The organism is Streptomyces sp. NPDC046831, assembly GCF_040645305.1.
Classification (GTDB): domain Bacteria; phylum Actinomycetota; class Actinomycetes; order Streptomycetales; family Streptomycetaceae; genus Streptomyces.
The window spans coordinates 267,627-287,301 of record NZ_JBEYXZ010000002.1 but is presented as its reverse complement, the minus strand read 5'-3'; the positions used below and the strand labels follow the sequence as shown (position 1 = coordinate 287,301).

Annotated in this window: 16 protein-coding genes and 1 pseudogene; 6 read left to right on the top strand and 11 right to left on the bottom strand. The window is 74.9% G+C overall.

Translation table 11 applies throughout. The features are described from left to right. Window positions 1-4: 4 nt before the first annotated feature. The gene (locus ABZ920_RS03245; RefSeq protein WP_361498217.1) at window positions 5-940 is read left to right on the top strand and encodes an MIP/aquaporin family protein; all 936 of its coding nucleotides are present in this window, start codon (window positions 5-7) and stop codon (window positions 938-940) included. A gap of 232 nt (window positions 941-1,172) precedes the next feature. On the opposite strand, the gene proP is transcribed toward ABZ920_RS03245, so the two are convergent. The 3 genes and pseudogenes from proP to ABZ920_RS03230 form a co-directional block, all read right to left on the bottom strand. Beyond that, window positions 1,173-2,681 carry a glycine betaine/L-proline transporter ProP gene (gene proP / locus ABZ920_RS03240; protein WP_361498215.1) on the bottom strand — a complete coding sequence of 503 codons (1,509 nt, stop codon included), beginning with the start codon at window positions 2,679-2,681 and terminating at the stop codon, window positions 1,173-1,175. Window positions 2,682-3,184: 503 nt separating this feature from the next. Continuing rightward, window positions 3,185-4,561 carry a VWA domain-containing protein gene (locus tag ABZ920_RS03235; protein ID WP_361498213.1) on the bottom strand — a complete coding sequence of 459 codons (1,377 nt, stop codon included), beginning with the start codon at window positions 4,559-4,561 and terminating at the stop codon, window positions 3,185-3,187. Then, window positions 4,558-5,413 (bottom strand): annotated as a pseudogene (locus tag ABZ920_RS03230) (MoxR family ATPase). The gene ABZ920_RS03235 and the pseudogene ABZ920_RS03230 overlap by 4 nt, the downstream one beginning before the upstream one ends. Window positions 5,414-5,558: 145 nt before the next feature. Between ABZ920_RS03230 and ABZ920_RS03225 the strand changes: the two are divergent. Further along, window positions 5,559-6,152 (top strand): TetR/AcrR family transcriptional regulator, encoded by a 594-nt coding sequence (locus ABZ920_RS03225; protein WP_361498373.1) that lies wholly within the window; start codon window positions 5,559-5,561, stop codon window positions 6,150-6,152. A 121-nt stretch (window positions 6,153-6,273) separates the two neighbouring features. Here ABZ920_RS03225 and ABZ920_RS03220 read toward each other — a convergent pair whose 3' ends face one another. From ABZ920_RS03220 to ABZ920_RS03210, 3 genes are read right to left on the bottom strand one after another with little or no spacing between them, the layout of a single operon-like run. After that, window positions 6,274-6,918 carry an LUD domain-containing protein gene (locus tag ABZ920_RS03220; RefSeq protein ID WP_361498211.1) on the bottom strand — a complete coding sequence of 215 codons (645 nt, stop codon included), beginning with the start codon at window positions 6,916-6,918 and terminating at the stop codon, window positions 6,274-6,276. Beyond that, window positions 6,915-8,486, bottom strand: coding sequence for a LutB/LldF family L-lactate oxidation iron-sulfur protein (locus ABZ920_RS03215; RefSeq protein WP_361498209.1), 1,572 nt, complete (start codon window positions 8,484-8,486; stop codon window positions 6,915-6,917). The genes ABZ920_RS03220 and ABZ920_RS03215 overlap by 4 nt, the downstream gene beginning before the upstream one ends. Beyond that, window positions 8,483-9,238 carry a (Fe-S)-binding protein gene (locus tag ABZ920_RS03210; RefSeq protein WP_361498207.1) on the bottom strand — a complete coding sequence of 252 codons (756 nt, stop codon included), beginning with the start codon at window positions 9,236-9,238 and terminating at the stop codon, window positions 8,483-8,485. Before ABZ920_RS03210 ends, ABZ920_RS03215 begins: the two co-directional genes overlap by 4 nt. 757 nt (window positions 9,239-9,995) lie before the next feature. Here ABZ920_RS03210 and ABZ920_RS03205 point away from each other — a divergent pair. Further along, window positions 9,996-11,297: an alpha/beta fold hydrolase gene (locus tag ABZ920_RS03205; protein ID WP_361498205.1), complete on the top strand. Its 1,302-nt coding sequence runs from the start codon at window positions 9,996-9,998 to the stop codon at window positions 11,295-11,297. 110 nt (window positions 11,298-11,407) lie between these two features. Further along, window positions 11,408-12,238 carry a pentapeptide repeat-containing protein gene (locus tag ABZ920_RS03200; RefSeq protein ID WP_361498203.1) on the top strand — a complete coding sequence of 277 codons (831 nt, stop codon included), beginning with the start codon at window positions 11,408-11,410 and terminating at the stop codon, window positions 12,236-12,238. Here the strand turns inward: ABZ920_RS03200 and ABZ920_RS03195 are convergent. Beyond that, window positions 12,200-13,720 carry a cytochrome P450 gene (locus ABZ920_RS03195; RefSeq protein WP_361498201.1) on the bottom strand — a complete coding sequence of 507 codons (1,521 nt, stop codon included), beginning with the start codon at window positions 13,718-13,720 and terminating at the stop codon, window positions 12,200-12,202. The two genes, ABZ920_RS03200 and ABZ920_RS03195, sit on opposite strands and share 39 nt — an antisense overlap. 119 nt (window positions 13,721-13,839) lie before the next feature. Here ABZ920_RS03195 and ABZ920_RS03190 point away from each other — a divergent pair, with 119 nt between their 5' ends. Then, complete coding sequence (locus ABZ920_RS03190; protein WP_361498199.1) at window positions 13,840-14,448, top strand: helix-turn-helix domain-containing protein; 609 nt, start codon at window positions 13,840-13,842, stop codon at window positions 14,446-14,448. A 139-nt stretch (window positions 14,449-14,587) separates the two neighbouring features. Continuing rightward, window positions 14,588-15,307, top strand: coding sequence for a DUF2470 domain-containing protein (locus ABZ920_RS03185; RefSeq protein ID WP_361498197.1), 720 nt, complete (start codon window positions 14,588-14,590; stop codon window positions 15,305-15,307). Here ABZ920_RS03185 and ABZ920_RS03180 read toward each other — a convergent pair. The 4 genes from ABZ920_RS03180 to ABZ920_RS03165 form a co-directional block, all read right to left on the bottom strand. After that, entirely contained in the window at window positions 15,275-16,510 is a 1,236-nt protein-coding gene (locus ABZ920_RS03180) for a lactonase family protein (RefSeq protein WP_361498195.1), read from the bottom strand. The two genes, ABZ920_RS03185 and ABZ920_RS03180, sit on opposite strands and share 33 nt — an antisense overlap. 114 nt (window positions 16,511-16,624) lie before the next feature. Further along, window positions 16,625-17,707 carry a hypothetical protein gene (locus ABZ920_RS03175; RefSeq protein ID WP_361498193.1) on the bottom strand — a complete coding sequence of 361 codons (1,083 nt, stop codon included), beginning with the start codon at window positions 17,705-17,707 and terminating at the stop codon, window positions 16,625-16,627. Window positions 17,708-17,805: 98 nt separating this feature from the next. Next, entirely contained in the window at window positions 17,806-19,059 is a 1,254-nt protein-coding gene (locus ABZ920_RS03170) for an aromatic acid exporter family protein (RefSeq protein ID WP_361498191.1), read from the bottom strand. Window positions 19,060-19,166: 107 nt separating this feature from the next. Then, window positions 19,167-19,661, bottom strand: a complete 495-nt coding sequence (locus ABZ920_RS03165; RefSeq protein WP_361498189.1) for an FBP domain-containing protein — start codon at window positions 19,659-19,661, stop codon at window positions 19,167-19,169. Between the last annotated feature and the right edge of the window lie 14 nt (window positions 19,662-19,675).

The window sequence follows — 19,675 nt, the reverse complement described above, 5'->3', positions numbered from 1 at the left end:
CGACATGGCCGTGCAAATCCCGCCCCTCGTCAAACCCTCCCGGCTCAGGCGCCGCGGGGGCCTGTGGGGTGAATGTCTCGCAGAGTTCCTGGGGACCTTCGTCCTCATCTCGTTCGGCTGCGGCGTGGGCGCCATGGCGGTCGCGGCGCTGCCCGGCTCGGGCCGCACGGAGGGCCCCACGACGATCTTCCTCGGCGTCGGCGACTGGCTGCTCATCGGCTGGGGCTGGGCGCTGGCCGTGACCTTCGGCGTCTATGTGGCCGGAGGCGTCAGCGGAGCGCACATCAACCCGGCGGTGACCCTGGCGTTCGCCGTGCGGCGCGGGTTCCCCTGGGTCAAGGTGGTCCCGTACTGGATCTCCCAGCTGCTGGGCGCGTTCACCGGCGCGGCGCTGGTGTACGCCGTGTACCACGACGCCATCAGGGTCTTCGACGCCGCCATGCAGGGGCCGAAGACCAACGGGCACACGCTCGCCTCCTTCTCGATCTTCGGCACCTTCCCCGCCCCGTACTTCGGCGGGAGCGACTGGGGGCCGCTCCTGGACCAGATCGTCGGCACGGCGTTCCTGGTCATGTTCGTCATGGCGCTCGTCGACCTGCGCAACACGGCCCCGAAGGCGAACATGGGCCCCCTGCTGATCGGCCTCGCCGTCGCCGCCATCGGCATCTCGTACGGGGCGAACGCCGGATACGCCATCAACCCCGCCCGCGACTTCGGCCCGCGCCTGTTCACCTGGGTCGCCGGCTGGGGCGAGCTGGCGTTCCCGGGCTCCCTGGCCGGAGCGTTCAGCGACTACTGGTGGATCCCGATCGTCGGGCCCCTGGTCGGCGGGGTGATCGGGGTGCTGGTGTACGACCTGTTCATCGGGGACGTGCTGCACCTGCGGGCCCAGGGCCCGGAGATCGGACGCACACGCCCGACCACCGGGGACGAGGAATGACCACCGGGGGCGAGAAACGGGGAGCCGGCCGTCGCGCCCGCGGCGGCCGGCTCCCCGCGGCCGCGTCCACCGGCCCGGGACGCCGCACGGGGGTGGCGTGCGCACCGCCGGCGATCCGCGCCGCGGGGGTGCCCCGCCGGGGTGACCGCGCCGCGGGTAGTACTCCGCCGGAGTGACCGCGGCGGCCTACTGGCCCGGGCGGCCGGTCTCGCCGGCCGGGGACGCGGGGCGGTCAGAACCTGGGCATCGGGGCCTGGCTCTCCACCAGCCGGGCGGCCTCCTCCGGCGTCGCCACGGACGGCGGGGAGCCCGCCAGCGGACGGCGCGCCGTCTCCTTCATGCACGCCACCGCGACCACGCCGACGAGGGCCGCCGCCATGGCGTAGTAGGCGGGCATCAGCTTGCTGCCGGTGACGGAGATCAGCGCGGTGATCACCAGGGGGGTCGTCCCGCCGAAGAGGGAGGCGGAGACGTTGTAGCCGATGGACAGGGAGCCGTAGCGCACCGGGGTCGGGAAGAGCGCGGGCAGCGCCGCCGACATCGTTCCGAGCAGGCAGACCAGGGACAGCCCGAGCATCAGCATGCCCGCGGCCACCGCCGCGAGGCTGCCCTGCTGGACCAGCAGGAACGAGGGGAGCGACAGCACGAGGAAACCGAGCATGCCGCCCATCAGGAGCGGCTTGCGGCCCACTCGGTCCGAGAGCCTGCCCACGGTGTTGACCAGCAGCATCAGGACGACCATGGTGACGATCAGGATCAGCAGGCCGTGCGTCTCGGAGTACCCCATCTCGTCCGAGAGGTAGGTCGGCATGTACGACAGCAGCATGTAGTCGGTGATGTTGTAGGCGCCGACCAGGCAGACGCACAGGACGAGGGTCGGCCAGTAGTCGCGGAAGATCCTCGCCACGTCGCCCTTGGCGGTCGTCTCCACGCCGGACGCCGCCTCGGACGCCCGGTGGGTGGACCCCTCCTCCAGCTTCCTGAACGCGGGCGTCTCGTCCAGCCGCAGCCGCAGGTACAGGCCGACCAGCCCGATGGGCCCGGCCACCAGGAACGGGACCCGCCACCCCCAGGACTCCATCCCGTCGTCGCCGAGCGCGGCGGTCAGGAGGGTCACCAGGCCCGCCGCTCCGACATAGCCGGCCAGGGTGCCGAGCTCCAGGAAGCTGCCGTAGAAACCGCGCCGCCGGTCGGGCGCGTACTCGGCGATGAAGGTGGACGCGCCGCCGTACTCGCCGCCCGTGGAGAAGCCCTGCACCAGCCGGAACAGGATCAGCAGCGCCGGGGCCCAGAACCCGATCGTGGCGTACGACGGGATCAGGCCGATGGCGAACGTGCCGATCGCCATCATGATCATGGTCAGGGCGAGGACCTTCTTGCGGCCGATCTTGTCCCCCATGGGGCCGAAGACCAGGCCGCCCAGCGGACGCACGAGGAACGACACCGCGAAGGTCGCGAAGGACGACAGCAGCTGCACGGTGTCGTCGCCGGACGGGAAGAACACCTGCCCGATGGTGACCGCCAGGTAGCTGTAGATGCCGAAGTCGAACCACTCCATGGCGTTGCCGAGCGAGGCCGCCTTCACCGCCCGCTTGACCGCCGCCTCGTCGGTGACGGTGATGTCGGTCCGCCGCAACGGGGGGTTGCGCCGCCGTCTGACCGCCCGGAACAGGGTGGGGTGCCGTTTGAGTGCTTCGGGATCCGCGTCGATCTCCACAGGACCGGCCTCGCTGCCCGCCATCGAAAGCTCCTCTCTGCCGGCGCACGAACGTCCGGGGGCCGCGTGCTCACTCGTGGCTCCAGCAAACGTCCTGCTCGCCGGGAGGGAATCTTCGTCACCCTCCGTCCGCCGGGTGCGCGGGGCCGGGCGCGCCTGTCACACGCCGGCGCGGCGTACCGCGCCGGTGGGCCGCGCCCGGGGGCGGGCGCCGGTGCCCATGCCGCCGTGGCGAGGCCCGACGCTGCCCGCTCCGCCCGGGCGCGACGGCCGAGGGAGCCGCCGGCGGTCCGGCGGCCCGGTCGGCCCGGTTGCTCGGTGCCCGCGCCGGGTACCCGGCGGAACCGGTCGCAGGCGGACCGGTTCATGGCGGCTCGGCTCGCGCGGAATCGTCGCGGAGGCAAAGCGGAGCTATCGCTTCCTGATGGTGGGCGCGTCCGGCGCACCCGGGTGACGAACCGTCCAGAGGTAAGGACTTGCGCACCTCTTGCGGCCTGCGGCCGTCCGGGGCAGCTCGACCACCTCCGTCACACCGGCAGCAGCCGGGAGACCAGGGCGCCGAGCTGGCGGGCGTTGCGGCATTCGTGCATCTCGACCAGATCGGCGTAGGCGGGCGCGGCGGAGTCGCCCGTGCCCCACTGGGCCCGCGGCTCCGGGTTGAGCCAGTACACGCGGCGGGCCCGCCGGGCGATCTCCCGGACGGCCGGGAGGTTCGGGTCGCTCATGTTGGTGCGGGCGTCCCCGAGGACGAACACGGTCGAACGCGGGCCGAGCGCGTCCCCGTAGGCTTCCGCGAACTCGCCGAGCGCGACGCCGTAGTCGCTGCTGCCGTGCCATCCGGTGAGGCGGGCCTCCGCCTGGATCCGCGTCCCCAGGCCCTCCGGGTCGGCCGCGCCGTGCCGCAGCAGCCCGGTCACCTCGTCGACCCGGTTGACGAAGGCGAACACCCGCACCCGCGTGAACTGGTCGTGCAGCGCCTGCACCAGGAGCATCGTGAAGTCGGAGAAGCCCGCCACCGAGCCGGACACGTCGCACAGCAGCACCAGTTCGGGGCGCGCCGGACGGCGCCGGCGCAGGACCGGCCGCACCGGCACACCGCCCGTCGACAGCGAGCCGCGCAGGGTGCGGCGCAGGTCGACCGTGCCACGGGCGGCACGGCGGCGGCGGGCGGCCAGCCGGGTGGCGAGCTTGCGGGCCAGCGGCTGCACGGTCCGGCGCAGCTCCGCGAGCCGGTCGCGGCCCGCGTAGAGGAAGTCGACCCGGTCCGCGCTCGGCGCCACCGCCCGCCGGGCGGTCTCCTCCCGGCCGCGCCGCTCGGCCACCCGCCGTCGCGCCTCCGCGGCCACCTGCCGGCGGAAGACGTCGATCCGCTGCCGGATCTCGTCGTCGAGGAGCCGGTCGGCGAACCCGTCCCCGCCGCCGCCCGCCCCGGCGCCGGCCCGGATGCTCGCGCGCACCCGGGCCAGCAGCGTCTGCGGACGCAGCCGCTGAAGCGTCTGGTACGCCGACCAGCCGTCCGACACCCCCGACGCCCCGTATCCGCCTAGGCCGTCGACCGCCTCGGCCGCCAGCCGCTCCATCAGGGCGGTGTCACCCGCGGCGAGGGCGTCCGCGAGCCGGTCCCGCAGGTCCTCCCGATCCGCCGGCCGGCTCCCGGGCGCGCCGACCGCGCGCGGGAAGTACAGGTCGAAGACCGGGTCGAACACGGCGCGCTGGCCGCTGCCGTGCAGCAGCGTGGCGGCCAGGCCCTCGCGCAGCAGCTCGCGGTCCGCCAGCCCGAGCGCCTCGACCGCGCGGGCCGCGTCCACGGTCTCGCCGGTGCCGATCCGGACGCCGTGCGCGCGCAGCGCCGCGACGAGCCCGGTGAGCCGGTCCGCCACCCCGGCCGGCGCGGTGCCGCTCACACCGCGTCCAGGTCGAGCTTGGCGGACGCCTTCAGCACGTCCTCCTGGTGCTTGAGGAGGACACCGAGGCTGTCGCGCACGACCCGCTCGTCCAGGCCCGGCGCCGAGCGCGAGCAGCGTGCGCGCCCAGTCGATCGTCTCGGCGACCGACGGCACCTTGCGCAGGTCCATGGCCCGCAGCGCGCCGACGACCCGCACCACCGAGGCGGCCAGGGCCTCGTCGAGCCCCGGCACCTTCAGCCGCACGATCCGGCGCTCCAGCTCCTCGTCCGGGAACCCGATGTGCAGGAACAGGCAGCGGCGGCGCAGCGCCTCCGACAGTTCCCGGGTCGCGTTGGAGGTGAGCACGACGAAGGGGCGGCGCGTCGCGGTGATGGTGCCCAGCTCGGGCACGGTGACCTGGAAGTCGCCGAGCAGTTCCAGGAGCAGTCCCTCCACCTCGACGTCGGCCTTGTCGGTCTCGTCGATCAGCAGGACCTTGGGGTCGTCGCCGCGGATCGCCGTCAGCAGCGGGCGCGCCAGCAGGAACTCCTCGCTGAAGATGTCCGTGCGCGCCTCGTCCCACGTCTCGCCGCGCCCGGCGCTGATCCGCAGGAGCTGCTTGGCGTGGTTCCACTCGTACAGCGCCCGGGCCTCGTCGACGCCCTCGTAGCACTGCAGCCGGACCAGGCGGGCCCCGGCGACCTCGGCCACGGCCTTGGCGAGCTCGGTCTTGCCGACCCCGGCGGGGCCCTCGACCAGCAGCGGCTTGCCGAGGCGGTCGGCGAGGAAGACGGTCGTGGCGACGGCGGGCGAGGCCAGGTAGCCGGTCTCGGCCAGGCGGGCGGAGACATCGTCGACGGACGTGAACAACAGGGCCTCCAGCGGCGCGGGCGAACGGCGTTCAGGGAAGATATCTAAGCGCTTGTTCACGCTGTCTGTCATCAGGTGTACGCGACGGGACCGGCCGTACACCGATCGGTTTCCCCGTGCGCTCCGGCGCGGTGGCCTCGGGCCTCTGTCCACTCCCCGCGCGGCGTCCACCACCGGCAAGGCATCCCCGCGGGACCGGCTGCTCGACGCGGGGGCCCACCTCTTCTACCGTGACGGCGTCTCCATCGGCGTGGAAGCGCTGTGCCGGGCGGCCGGCGTCTCCAAGCGGTCGATGTACCAGCTCTTCGGCAGCAAGGACGAGGTCCTGGCGGCGAGCCTGGAGCGCCGCCTGCCCGGATACGAGGCCCGGCTCGTCGTGCCGGACCCGCGGGACGCCGCCGCGCCCCGCGAGCGGATCCTGCACGTCTTCGAGCGCCTGGCACAGGCCGCGGCGGAACCCGGCTACCGGGGCTGCCCCTACCTCGCCGCGCTGGTCGAGCTGAAGGACCCCGGGCACGAGGCGAGCAGGGTGGCCCAGGGCGCCAAGGAACGGCTGGGGGAGTGGTTCCGCGCGCAGGCGGAGCACGGCGGCGCGGCCGACCCCGTCAGGCTCGCCCGGCAGCTGATGCCGGTCTTCGACGGGGCCGCCGCCCGCAGCGGGGCGCGGCTCGACACACTCTCCGACGGTCTCGCCGCGGCGACGGCGGCGACACTGCTGGACGCGGCGGGCGTGCGGTGACGTAGCCGCCGGGGGACGGCGCGGGAGGCGCGGAGCGATCGCGCCCCGGGACGCGGGCGCCCCTGCGGCGCCCGTGCCGCCGACGCCGTCCCCGCCCACCACACGCCGGCGGCGCCGGGGGTCACTCGCTCATCAGCACCACTTCCAGCGTGCGCGGCCCGTGCACCCCCTCCACCCGGTCCAGCTCGATGTCACTGGTCGCCGACGGGCCGGAGATCCAGGTCAGCGGGCGCGCCGGGTCCAGCCGCTCCAGAGCCTCGGGCACGGAGGCGACGACCTGGCCGGGCACGCGGACGACGCAGACATGGTGGTCCGGTACGAGCGTGATGCGGCGACGGCCCTGGTCCGGCGAGCCGTCCAGGACGATCGTGCCGGTCTCGGCGACGGCCACCGCGCACCCGGTGACCACGGCGGCGACCCGGTCCAGCTCGTGCGGCGTGCTCCGGGCGTCGTCGGCGACGCGGGCCGCCTCCGTCGCCGTCAGCCAGCCCTCGTCCAGCCCGGCCGGGACGAGAACGGACGCCGCGCCCCGGTCGGCCAGCAGCCGGGCGATCAGGGCGGGCAGCCCGGCGGCGTCGGTGCGGTGCACGACGGCCCGGTAGTCCGCGAGGTTCTCCGCCAGCAGCTCCACCGTCTCCTCGACGGTGCGCTCGCCGTGCCGGCGCAGGTAGGCGCGGGAGACGGCCTGCTCGTACGGCGTGTCGTCGCGGGGTACGTCGGCCAGTGCGCGCCGTACGCGGCCCAGGATCCGGTCCCTGCTGCTCACTGCGCCCGCCCCTTCCGGCCGGTGCCGCCGTTCTCGTCCTTCTCGTTCCGCGCGCCGTACGCGCCCTTCGCACCGTTCCCGGGGCCTGCGCCGTGCGTGCGCCGCCACCAGTCGCGGAACGGCTCCGCGGGTACCGGCGGCAGGTCCCGGGTGCCGCTCCAGGCCCGGCCGGGACCCGGCAGGGTGCGCGGGTGGAGGCGGCGGGTGCGGGAGGCCAGCCGCTGGCCGGTGCGCAGGACGCCGGGGTGGCTGAGCGCCCAGCGGGCGCCGCGCATGGCCGCCCGCTCGGCGGCGTGGCCCTTCGCCGGCCTGAGCACCACCTTGTTGCCCTGCCGGGTCACCGGGCCGCCCTCGGCGACCCGCTCCCGCAGGTGCACCAGCACCTCGGGGATGTCGATGGCGACCGGGCACACGTCGTAACACGCGCCGCACAGCGACGATGCGTAGGGCAGCGAGGCGTCGATCTCGCTGCCGGTGCCGCGCAGTTGGGGGCTGAGGATGGCGCCGATGGGGCCGGGGTACACCGAGCCGTAGGCGTGACCGCCCGCCCGCTCGTACACCGGGCACACGTTGAGGCAGGCCGAGCAGCGGATGCAACGCAGGGCCTGGCGGCCCACCTCGTCGGCCAGCGTGTCGGTGCGGCCGTTGTCCAGCAGCACCAGGTGGAACTCCCGCGGCCCGTCGGCCGTGTCGGCGTCCGACGTCCCCGTCCACATGGACGTGTACGGGTTCATGCGCTCGGCCGTGGAGGAGCGGGGGAGGGTCTGCAGGAACACCTCCAGGTCCCGCCAGGTCGGCACGACCTTCTCGATGCCGACGACCGAGATCAGCGTCTCGGGCAGGGTCAGGCACATCCGGCCGTTGCCCTCGGACTCCACGACGACCAGCGTGCCGGTCTCGGCGACCATGAAGTTGGCACCGGAGATGCCGACCCTGGCGCGCAGGAACTTCTCCCGCAGGTGCAGGCGGGCCGCCTCGGCGAGTTCGGCGGGGGAGTCCGACAGGTTCTCGGGGGCCGGGCGCCCCCACCGCGCCATCTCGGAGCGGAAGATGTCCCGGATCTCGCCGCGGTTGCGGTGGATCGCCGGGACCAGGATGTGCGACGGCCGGTCACCGCCGAGCTGCACGATCAGCTCGGCGAGGTCGGTCTCGTAGGCCCGGATGCCCTCCGCCTCCAGCGCCTCGTTGAGCCCGGTCTCCTGGGTGGCCATCGACTTGACCTTGACGACCTCCGACTCACCGGTCGCCTTCACCAGGCCGGCCACGATCCGGTTGGCCTCCTCGGCGTCGGCCGCCCAGTGCACCGTGCCGCCCGCCGCCGTGACCGCCTGCTCCAACTGCTCCAGATGGCGGTCGAGATGGCGCAGGGTGTGGTCCTTGATCTGCCGGCCCGCCTCGCGCAGCGCCGCCCAGTCGGACACCTCCGCCACCGCCCTGGCCCGCTTGGCGCGGATCGTGTGGGTGGCGTGGCGCAGATTGCCGCGCAGCGTGGTGTCGCGCACGGCCTCGCGGGCGGCCTCGGGGAAGGACGGGGGGAGCGCGGGCATCCCCAGGTACGTTCCGCTCATGCCGCCGGGTCCTCCTCCGTGCTCGCCAGGATCTCCGCGATGTGCACCGGCCGCAGGTCCGTCCGCAGCCGGGCCATGGTGCCGCCGATGTGCATCAGGCAGGAATTGTCGGCCGCGCACAGCACCTCGGCGCCCGTCGACTCGGCGTTCCGCACCTTGTCGGCGCCCATCGCGGCGGACACGTCGGCGTTCTTCACGGCGAAGGTGCCGCCGAATCCGCAGCACTCGTCCGCTCCGGGCAGCTCGGCCAGTTCGAGTCCCTTCACGGCCCGCAGCAGCCGGAGGGGGCGGTCGCCGAGCCGCAGGGCGCGCAGTCCGTGGCAGGTCGGGTGGTACGTCACGCGATGCGGGTAGAAGGCGCCGACGTCCGTCACTCCCAGCACGTCCACCAGGAACTCCGTCAGCTCGTACGTCTTCGGGACCACGGGCGCCAGGGTCGCGGCGAGCGCGCCCCCGCGTCCCTCGGCACGGGCGCGCTCGCCCATGCGCGGATACAGCTCACGCACCATCGCGCCGCACGACCCGGACGGCGTCACGATCGCGTCGTAGTCCCGGAAGACGCCGGCGAAACGGCGGGCGAGCGGCTCGGCGTCGTGCCGGTACCCGGTGTTGTAGTGGGCCTGCCCGCAGCAGGTCTGGTCCTCCGGGAAGTCGACGTCGACCCCCAGCCTGGTCAGCAGCTTCACCACCGCGCGGCCGGTGCCGGGATAGAGCGCGTCGTTGACACAGGTCAGGAACAGAGCGACACGCATCGCGGCTCCCTTGATCGCTCATCGGGTGACTGCAGGGTAGTCAGGCGGGCGGCACGGGCGGAACCCCGGCTTCACCCGGCGGCGGACCGCGTCGCGGCCGCCTGCCGGAGCGCCTGCCGGAGCATCGCCCGCGCGGGGGCTTTGCCTACCGGAGCGCCGACGGCCGGAGCGCTGCCCGTCGGAGCGCTGTGGGCCGGAGTGCTGCGGGCCGGAGCGGCGCCGGGGCGCCGGAGCTGACCTGCCGGCGCCTGTCGGCCGCCGCAGGACCGGTGCGCCCGCTGACCCGCCCGACACCTGCCGGCCGCCGTACGGCCGCCGGTGCGCCCGCTGACTCGTCCGGCACCTGCCGGCCGGCGTGCCCGCTGCCCCCGGCACCTGTCGGCCGCCGTACGGCCGGTGCGCCCGCTGACTCGTCCGCCGCCTGCCGGCCGGCGTGCCCGCTGCCCCCCGGCACCTGTCGGCCGCCGTACGGCCGGTGCGCCCGCTGACTCGTCCGCCGCCTGCCGGCCGGCGTGCCCGCTGCCCCCCCGGCACCTGTCGGCCGCCGTACGGCCGGTGCGCCCGCTGACTCGTCCGCCGCCTGCCGGCCGGTGCGCCCGCTGACCCGCCCGGCACCTGTCGGCCGCCGCAGAGCCGGTGCGCCGCCCGCTGACCCGCCGTTCAGCAGGATGTCGTGATCTCGGCGTCCGGCGGCGGACGGACGTGTGCTGGACTGGCACCCGGCCGCAATACCTTTCGTCCGTCCCGGGAGTCACCGTTGTCCGTCACCTACCGCCAGCCCGGTGTCGTCCTCACCGACCATCACTTCACCGTGCCCCTCGACCACGACGACCCGGCCGGGGAGTCGATCGGGCTCTACGGCCGTGAGGTCGTCGCGAGCGACAAGGCCGGGCAGGACCTGCCGTGGCTGCTCTACCTCCAGGGCGGCCCCGGCTTCGGGGCGCACCGTTTCGTCGGCAGGCAGGCCTGGCTCGCCCGCGCCCTCGAGGACCACCGCGTCCTGCTCCTCGACCAGCGCGGCACCGGCCACTCCACGCCCGCGAACCGCCAGACCCTCCCGCTGCGCGGCGGCCCCGCCGAGCAGGCCGACTACCTCACGCACTTCCGCGCGGACTCGATCGTCCGCGACTGCGAGGCCATCCGCCCCGTGGTGACGGGCGGCGCGCCCTGGACCGTGCTCGGTCAGAGCTTCGGCGGCTTCTGCACGGTCGCCTACCTCTCCACGCACCCGGAGGGGCTCGCCGCCGCCGTCGTCACCGGCGGCCTGCCGTCCCTGCACGCCCACGCCGACGACGTCTACCGGGCCGCCTACCCGCGCATCGAGCGCAAGGTCGCCGCGCATTACGCCCGCTACCCGCAGGACGTCGAACGCGCCCGCCGCGTCGCCGACCACCTCCTGACCCACGACGTGGTCCTGCCGAACGGTTACCGGTGCACCGTCGAGGCCTTCCAGTCCCTCGGCATCGTGCTCGGCGGCAGCGAGGGCAGCCACCGCCTGCACTTCCTGCTGGAGCACGCCTTCGTCCCCACCGCGCAGGGGCCGGCGCTGTCCGACGCGTTCCTGGAGGAGGCGCAGGGGCTGCTGTCGTACGCGGGCCACCCGCTGTACGCCGTCCTCCACGAGGCGGTCTACGCCCAGGACGACCGCCCCACGGCCTGGTCGGCCGAACGCGTCCGCGCCGAGTTCCCGCAGTTCGACGCCGCGAAGGCGCTCGCCGGCGACGGGCCGCTGCTGTTCACCGGCGAGTCCGTGCACCCCTGGATGTTCGGCAGCGACCCGGCGTTGCGCCCGCTGCGCGAGACCGCCGACCTGCTCGCCGCCCGCACCGACTGGCGGCCGCTGTACGACCCCGCCCGCCTCGCCGACAACGAGGTCCCCGTCGCCGCTGCCGTCTACCACGACGACATGTACGTCGACGCGCAGCACTCCCTGGAGACCGCCCGGGCCGTACGCGGCCTGCGCACCTGGGTGACCGACGAGTTCGAGCACGACGGCGTCCGGGCCGGTGGCCCCCGCGTACTGGACCGGCTGCTCGCGCTCACGCGGGACGAGGTCTGACGGCGGCCGCAGCGGCGGAAGCGGTCCGCGGTCGTCCCGGGCGTCCGGGTCGGCGGTTCGTGGTCCACGGGGCGTCCGGGGCCGCCCGCGCGGGTCGATAGGGTGCCGCCATGGCAGAACACACGGACGACCGGTCCGACCTGCGCGGAGACTGCGCCCGCTGCTTCGGGCTGTGCTGTGTCGCCCTGCCCTTCGCCGCCTCCGCGGACTTCGCCCTCGACAAGCCCGCAGGGAAGCCCTGCCCGCACCTCGGGGACGACCACCGGTGCGGCATCCACGCCCGGCTGCGGCAGCGGGGCTTCACCGGCTGCACGGTCTACGACTGCTTCGGCGCCGGGCAGAAGGTGTCCCGGGTCACCTTCGGCGGGCGGGACTGGCGCACCGGACCGGCGGAGCGCGCCCGGCTCATGTTCGACGTGTTCCCGGTCGTGAGGCAGCTGCACGAACTGCTGTGGTACCTGACCGAGGCGCTCGCCCTGCCCGCGGCCGGCCCCGTCCGGTCCGGGCTGCGCCGGGCCCTGGAGGAGACCGAGCGGCTCACCCTCGGCACGCCCGGCGAACTCGCCGCGCTCGACGTCGGCGCGCACCGGCGGAAGGTCGACGTGCTGCTGCTGCGCACCAGCGAACTGGCCCGCGCCGGGGTGCGCGGCAGGAAGAAGGACCGGCGCGGCGCGGACCTCGCCGGCGCCCGGCTCAAGGGGGCCGACCTGCGGGGCGCGAACCTGCGCGGCGCCTGCCTCATCGCGGCCGACCTCACCGGCGCCGATCTGCGCGGCGCGGACCTGATCGGCGCCGACCTGCGCGACGCCGACCTCACGGACGCGGACCTGACGGGCGCGTTCTTCGTGACCCAGCCGCAGGCCGACGCGGCCCGGGGCAGCGCCGGCACCCGCCTGCCGGGGTCAGTCGCCCGTCCCGCGCACTGGACCGCGCGGGTCTGAGCCGGCCTGGTCCGGGACCCGTGCCGGCGCCGCGGGGGCGCCGGCCGTGCGGCGCTCCAGGCGGAGCCGCAGGCCCTCGGGCATCAGCGTCAGCCGCTCGGTCACCGTCAGCCGGTAGTCGGGTTCGGGGACCAGCTCGTAGCGGCGCAGCAGCAGTCCGAGGACCAGCGTCGCCTCGTGCAGCGCGAACTGCCGGCCGATGCAGGCCCGCGCGCCCGTGCCGAACGGCTTGAACACGTGCGGGGGACGGGCCCGCACGGCTCGCGCGTCGAAGCGGTCCGGATCGAAGCGCTCGGGGTCGGCGCCCCACACCTCGGGGTCCCGGTGCAGCATCGGCGTCAGCACCAGCGCCCACGCGCCCCGGCGCATCGGGTGCTCGCCGGCCAGCACCGTGTCCCGCAGGGCCTCGCGGGCGAAGGCCGGCGCGGTGGGCCACAGCCGCAGGGACTCGTCGAGCACCCGGCGGACGTAGCGCAGCTTGGCGACCTGCTCGTAGCCGGGCCTCGCCTCCCGGCCCCAGACCCGGTCCACCTCGGCGCGGGCACGGGCGGCGACCTCCGGGTGCCGGGCGAGGTAGTACAGGGCGAAGGACAGGGCCCCCGAGGTGGTCTCGTGGCCGGCGACCAGGAAGGTGATCACCTGGCGGCGCACGTTCTCCGGGGACAGCCGCTCGCCGGTCACGGGGTGGGCCGTCGCCAGCATCCGGTCCAGCAGGTCCCCGTCGCCGCTCGCCGTGCGGCGGGCGCGCACCAGGTCGTCGACCGTGCGGTTGAGCCGGGCGATGTCGGCGGCGTTGCGGCGGCTCGCGCCGCGCATCAGGAGCGGGGCGAGCCCCAGGGGGACGGTGTTCAGCCGCTGGGCGTGGCTCAGGGTGCCGACCATCGCGGTGACGAACGGGTGCGGACGGGAGCGTTCGAAGGAGCGGAAGTCGTGCCCGAACCCGGTGCGCGCGATCGTCTCCAGGGTCAGTTTGGTCATGTCGCCGGGGACGTCCACCGTGCGGCCGGCGGCCAGCGCGCGGTCCCAGTGACCGGTGAGCCGTCCGGCGACGTCCAGCATCATCGTGTGGTAGCCGGCCATGGCCTCCCGGCTGAAGCCGGGGGCGAGGACGTCGTGCGCGAGCTGCCAGTTGGGCTCGTGGTTGTACGCGGTGAACAGGCCGTCGCCCGCCACCGGCCGGAGGTTGGCGACGCCCAGCCCGACGTGCTTGGCGAACCGCGTCTCGTCCGCCAGGTCGGCCACCAGCCGTCCGCCCCACACGAGCACGAACTCGCGGCCGAAGGCCCGCCGCCGGAAGATCGGCCCCGACTGCCGCGCCTGGCGCAGGGTGTCCTGGACCGGGGTCCGCGGGTTCACGCCGAGGACGTCGCCGAGCAGGGGCAGGCGGCGCGGCGGGTGCGGGATGCGGTGCAGCTCGGGCCAGCCCTGCTCGGCGCCGCGGAAGCCCTTGGGCAGCGCGGTCGCGGTCGTCGTCTCCGCCATGAAGCGATCTCCCTTGATCCAGCGCGTCGTTGACCGTGGGATGCGGCCTGTTGTACATGGGTTCAGTAACGCGGTCAGTCTCGACCCGTTGTTGAATACACGTCAAGTAGAGTGCGGGCATGGCCGCGAACCAGAGGGAGCGCACGCGCCGCCGGCTCACCACCACCGAGCGCAGGGAGCAGCTGCTGACGGTCGGGGCGCGGCTGTTCTCCGACCGGCCGTACGACGACGTGTGGATCGAGCAGGTCGCCGAGATCGCGGGAGTCTCCCGGGGGCTGCTGTACCACTACTTCCCGACCAAGCGGGACTTCTTCGCGGCGGTCGTCGAACGCGAGAGCGAGCGGATGCTGCGCATGACGGCGGCGGTGCCCGGGGTGCCGGTGCGCGAACAGCTCACGGCGGGCCTCGACGCGTACCTGGAGTACGTCGAGGCCCACGCGCACGGCTACCGGGCCTTCCACCGCGCCGACGCGGCCGGAGACCAGGCCGTGCGCCGGGTGTACCGGCGGGCCCTGGCCGCCCAGGAGCGCCAGATCCTCGCCGCCCTCGCCGCCGACCCGGAGTTCGGTGCCGCGGCCGGACGGCGCGCCGACCTGGAACTGGCGGTCCGCGGCTGGCTGGCGTTCACCACCGCCGTCTGCCTGGAGTGGCTGCGCGGCCCGGACCTGACCCGGGGCCAGGTGCGCGATCTGTGCGCACGGGCCCTGCTGGGCGTCCTCGCGGCCTGAGCGGCGATGTCGCCAGGGCCCGCGCGCCGCGCCGGCCGGGCCCGACTCGCTCCTGGTGCTTCCGCTGTCCGGAAGGGCCTGGTTGGCGGACGCCCCGATCTCCGCTAGGTTAGGCAAGGCTTACCTAAGGAGGTACGGGATGGGTGACACGTGGGCGGCCGTGCCCGGCTCGGCGGAGCGCGCCCGGTCGGTGCTCGCGGCGGCGTGGTCCTGCGCGGTGACCGCACACGGCGTCCGGGAGGAGTACGTCGGCGCGCACACCGTGGACGGCGACGGCCGCGTGCTCCTGCACGTGCCCGAGGACAGCGTCCTGCACGCCGCCGCGATCTGCGCGCCGCGCGGAGAGCCGCCCGCCGTGCTGGAACTCGCCGACGTCTCACCGGTCCCCGTACGCGACCGCGTCCGCGCCCGGCTGTGGCTCGCGGGACGCTTCGTCCCGGAGGACGGCCGGTCGGCCTTCGTGCCCTCGCGCGTGGTCCTGCGGCAGCCGTCCGGCGCCGTCCTGGTCGGCCTCGACGAGTTCGCCGCCGCCCGGCCCGACCCGCTCGCGGCGGCGGAGGCCGCGCTGCTCACCCACCTCGCCGACGCCCACGCCGAGGCCGTCCAGCGGCTCACCCGCCTCGTGGGACCCGACAGCCTGTACGGCGCGGTGCGCGTCCAGCCGCTCGCCGTCGACCGGCACGGACTGACCCTGCGCATCGAGCGCGCCCGCGGCCACGGCGACGTGCGCCTGCCCTTCCACGCGCCCGCCGACGACGTCGCCCAGCTCACCGAGCGCATGCACGTCCTGCTGGCCCGGGCGGGCGCCGCCGGCTGCCCCCGTGCCCTACAGCGGCAGCGCGCAGACCGCGACCGGTGAGGCGAACGGCTCACCCGCCGGCCGCAGCGCGCCGCTCGCCCGGTCCACGTGGAAGACGCTGACCGTGCCCGACCTCTGATTCGCCGCGAACAGCAGCCCGCCGTCCGGCGAGAACGCGATCTGCCGGGGGAAGTCACCGCCGACCGGCACGGTGTCCAGGAGCCGGAGCCGGGCCCCGCCGCCCTCGACGGCGTAGCGGGCGAGACTGTTGTGCCCGCGGTTGGCGAGGTAGGCGTGGGCGCCGTCGGCCGTCACCAGCATCTGCGCCGGGTAGTTCGTGCCTCCGGCCGAGCCCGTGGACTGGGGCGCGCCGACGTCCAGCCGGCCGGTGGCCGGATCGTAGGAGCAGACGGCGACGGTGTCGTCCACCTCGTTGGCGAGGTAGGCGTACCGCCCGCCGGGGTGGAAGGCGAGATGGCGGGGACCGGCGCCCGGCCGGGTGTGCGCCCGGGCGACCTCGGTGAGCCGGCCGGCACGGGTGTCCAGGCGGTAGGTGTAGACCGTGTCGGTGCCGAGGTCGACCGCGAGGACGTGACCGCCGTCCGGGGCGGTGACGATCTGGTGCGCGTGCGGGCCCTGCTGTCCCGGCCCGGGCGGCGGACTGGAGTGCGTCACCAGGTCGATGCGCTCGCCGAGGGCGCCGGAGGCGGCGATCGGGTGCACGGCCACGCTGCCGGACCGGTAGTTCGCGCTGAGCAGCCACCGCCCGCCGGGATGCACGGACAGGTGGCAGGGGCCGGCTCCGCCGGTGCCGCGGGTGCCGAGCACCCTGCCGTCCGCGCGGCGCACCGCGGTCACCCCGCCGTCCTCGCGCTCGTCGACGGCGTAGAGCGTGCGGCCGTCCGGGTGCGCCGCCAGGTACGACGGGTCGCCGACGCCGGCAATCGTGCCCCGACCGGTCACGGCGCCCGTCACCGGGTCGTACACGGCCACGCCGACACCGGCGCCGCCGCCCTCGGCGGAGGTGTAGGTCCCCAGGTACAGCGGGCGGGGACCGCCCGGCTCGCCCGCCGGGCGCCCGGCGCCCGCGGCAGGCCCGGGCGCGGGCGGGGCGGCTGCCGGCGGCCCGGCCGCCGCCTCGCCGGTTCCGGAACCGGGGGCCGCCGGTGCCGGAACCGCCGCCACGGCGGCCGCTCCCGTCAGGGCGCCGACGAACCGGCGCCTGCTCCAGCCGCCGCGCGACGCCTCCGCATCCCTGCCCATGCCCGCACCCCAGGTGGTCGACTGCCTCGGTCGTGACAGCCACCTTGGCGTGCACGCGACCTGCCGGGCAAGTGCGGCACCGGGCGCCGTTCCGTGGCCGAGTGCCGGGCGGGGCTACCAGTCCCCGTCCGTCACCGGCTTGCCGGACGCGTCCTTCAGCGGCGTCACCTGGTGGGGCGACGGCTGCTGCCACGGCTCGTGGTCGTCGCCGATCCAGTCGCCGACCGGCTTGACGGTCTCCAGGGCGTCGGCCGGGGCCAGGTCCTGGGCGTCCTCGTCGTAGTAGTCGAACCACGGCAGCCCCGCCCGGGTGTACGCCGCCCGGTCCACGGGCGACGGCGGGGGAGCCTCACCGGTGATGCGGCGCCACTCCGGCGGCGTCACCAGGTGCACGAACACACGCCCGGCCGGCTCCTCGGCCCAGTCGGTCAGGGGCCGGTCGTCGCGGTAGACCTCCTGCCGCATCGAGCCGCCGGCCCCGAGCCCCATGGCCGCGGCCGCCCGGGGCCGGGCAGCGCGCGGTGCGGCGGCCGGCGCCGCCGCACCGGGCCCGCCCGTGAAGGCCGGGGGCCCGCCCGGCGCCGGCGGGGCCGCCATCGGCCCCGCGCCGCCGAACGGCTGCACGGACGCCCGCTCCCGCTCCGCCCGGCGCCGCCGCTCCTCCTCCCGCCACCTGGCCAGTGGCCCGTCCTTGAGCGGGAAGGACTGCAGCTGGACGCCGCCCCAGACCTCCTCGCCGGTGACCTGGCCCTCGACCGTGGCCCCGAGCCCCAGCGGCACGGCCACGAACTGGCGGACCGTCCCCTTGCCCGAGTTGATGCCGTCCAGCCAGGGCTGGCGCGGCAGCACCAGGTAGTTCTGCGGGTCGCGGGAGAGCCGGCCGCTCCACGGCCGGCCCGAGACCGCGCAGACCTTGCCCACCCCGACCTGCAGCGCGGCCGGCTTCGCCGTCCCCGTGAAACTCAGCCACATGGCCTCGCGCAGGTACACCGGCAGCATCACCCCGCCGCGGGCCCGCCACTCCCCGGGCACCGTGTCCGGGTGGTCCGCCACCCGCCGCACGGGGAACTCGCCGAGCCCCGGCGGCAGCGGATGGGTGCCCTGCTCCGGCAGCCGCAGGGTGCGCACGAACCGCACCGCCACGCCGCCCGGCAGCCGCAAGGTGTTCCCGTCGATCCGCACGCTCGTGTCCGTCATGCGTCCGCTCCCCTCCCTCGTCGCCTCCTGGTCGCCGGACGGGCGGATACCCGTCCCCTGGGGAGGCCCTGGCACCGTAGCCGCGCCCGGTGCCCTCGTCACAGGGAACGCCGCGCGGCGTCCTCGCGGTTCCGCCGCAGCCGGACCGGCACCCCCAGCCGGTCCCGGAGCCGGGTCAGACGCGGCATGCGCTCGCGCCGCGCCCGGGTGTGGCGGTTCAGCTCCTCCATCAGCCGGCGTGAGCGGTGCACGGTGTCCATCTCGTCGAGGATGCGGTTGACCTCGGTCAGCACCGCGCCGAGCAGGTGCCAGTGCCCGGCGTCGCGCTGTACCTCCTCCAGCAGCAGCTGGGCCAGTTTGTCCCGCGTGGCCCCGGCCTGCCGCAGCTCGCTGGTGAGCCGGGACTCCGCCGACTCGGCGCTGACGCTGACGTCGGTGGTGACCAGGACCGCGAAGCTGACCACGGCGTCCCCGACCTCGCACATCAGCTGCTGCACCACGGCGCCCGTCTGACGGGAGAACAGGGGTTCCGGCTGCCGCTCCTTCGCCAGGTCGGTGAAGGTGCGGGCGAGCACCCGCAGGACGACCGTGCAGATCTCCAGCGTGTCCAGGCCGGTGCGCAGCACCACCCGGTACAGCAGGCCCTCCCGCACGCGCGGGTTGAACCGGAGGCTGTCCTCGGCCTGCCGCAGCGCGGCGTCGACCTCGGTGATCTCGTGGTCGAGCCGGCGTGCCTCGTGCAGCCGGGCCGCCGCGCGCTCCACGGGCACCCCGTCGGCCGCCTCCTCGCCCAGGCGCCGCATCAGCTGCCGCACCCGCCGCGCCAGGCCCTCGATCGACTCGCCCGCGTGTTCGGTCCACACGGGCGGGGCGAGCAGCAGGTTGCAGGCCATGCCGACCGACGCGCCGATGAGGGTCTCCAGGACCCGGATCCAGGCCGTGCTGCCGACGGTGGTGACACCGAGCACCAGCATGGCGCTGATCGCCACCTCGACCACGAACTCGTCGGCCCGGACCAGATGCCCGACGGCCAGCGAGGCCATGATCACCAGGGCGAGGCTCCACCAGGTCAGGCCCACCAGCAGGGAGAAGGCGATCGCGACGAGCACGCCCGCCACCACGGAGTTGACCCGGCGGACGGCGGTGGTCACGGTGGAGTAGAGGGTCACCTGGACGACGAGCAGCGCGGTCAGCGGGGCGGTCAGCGGCGCCGGCTCGGGGCTGAGCCACTTGGCGATGACGTAGGCGATGGTCGCCGCGGTCGTCGACCGCAGAGCCTGCACGACCACGGGGTCCCGATGGCGCTTGACGACACGTACGACCGACGATGTCCATTCACGTACACCTTGCATCCCTTGCGCTGTTCCCCTTTCGCGTACGCTCGAACGTGCACGTCAGGGAACCTCTCGGCCCGCTCGCGCTCGTCCCGCGCCACGAGGGCTGCTGGGCGCGGGAGTTGTCAGGAGGCGAGCTTGTCCAGGAAGGCGAAGAGGTTCCCCGTCGTCCGGGCGATCTGCTCCTCCAGCGTGAGGCTCTCCTCGAAGCGTGCCCCGGAGTCGGGGACCTTCCTGCCGCGCACGTACAGCGAGCAGGCGAGGTCGGTGCACATGTACACGCCGACCGAGTTGCCCTCGCGGCCCGCCGCGCCCGCCTTGCGTGCCGTCATCAGGGACACGCCGCCGCCCCGGTGCGTCGTCAGGCACAGCGAGCACATGCTGCGGTGCAGGAAGCCCCGCTGGGAGGAGGGGAACCGGAGGGCCACGCCGACCAGCCGTCCCTCCCGCTCGGTGACCAGATAACTGCGGTCGGGCGCGCCGGGGTCCCGCCAGCCCAGGAAGTCGAGGTCGTCCCAGGGCCGTTCGGCGAGGTCGCGGGGGAGGGTCAAGCGTTTCGCCTCGCCCTTGGAGCAGTTGACGAACGAGCCGCGGATGTCCTGCTCGGTGAGTGATCTCATGGGAGGGCTCCTGA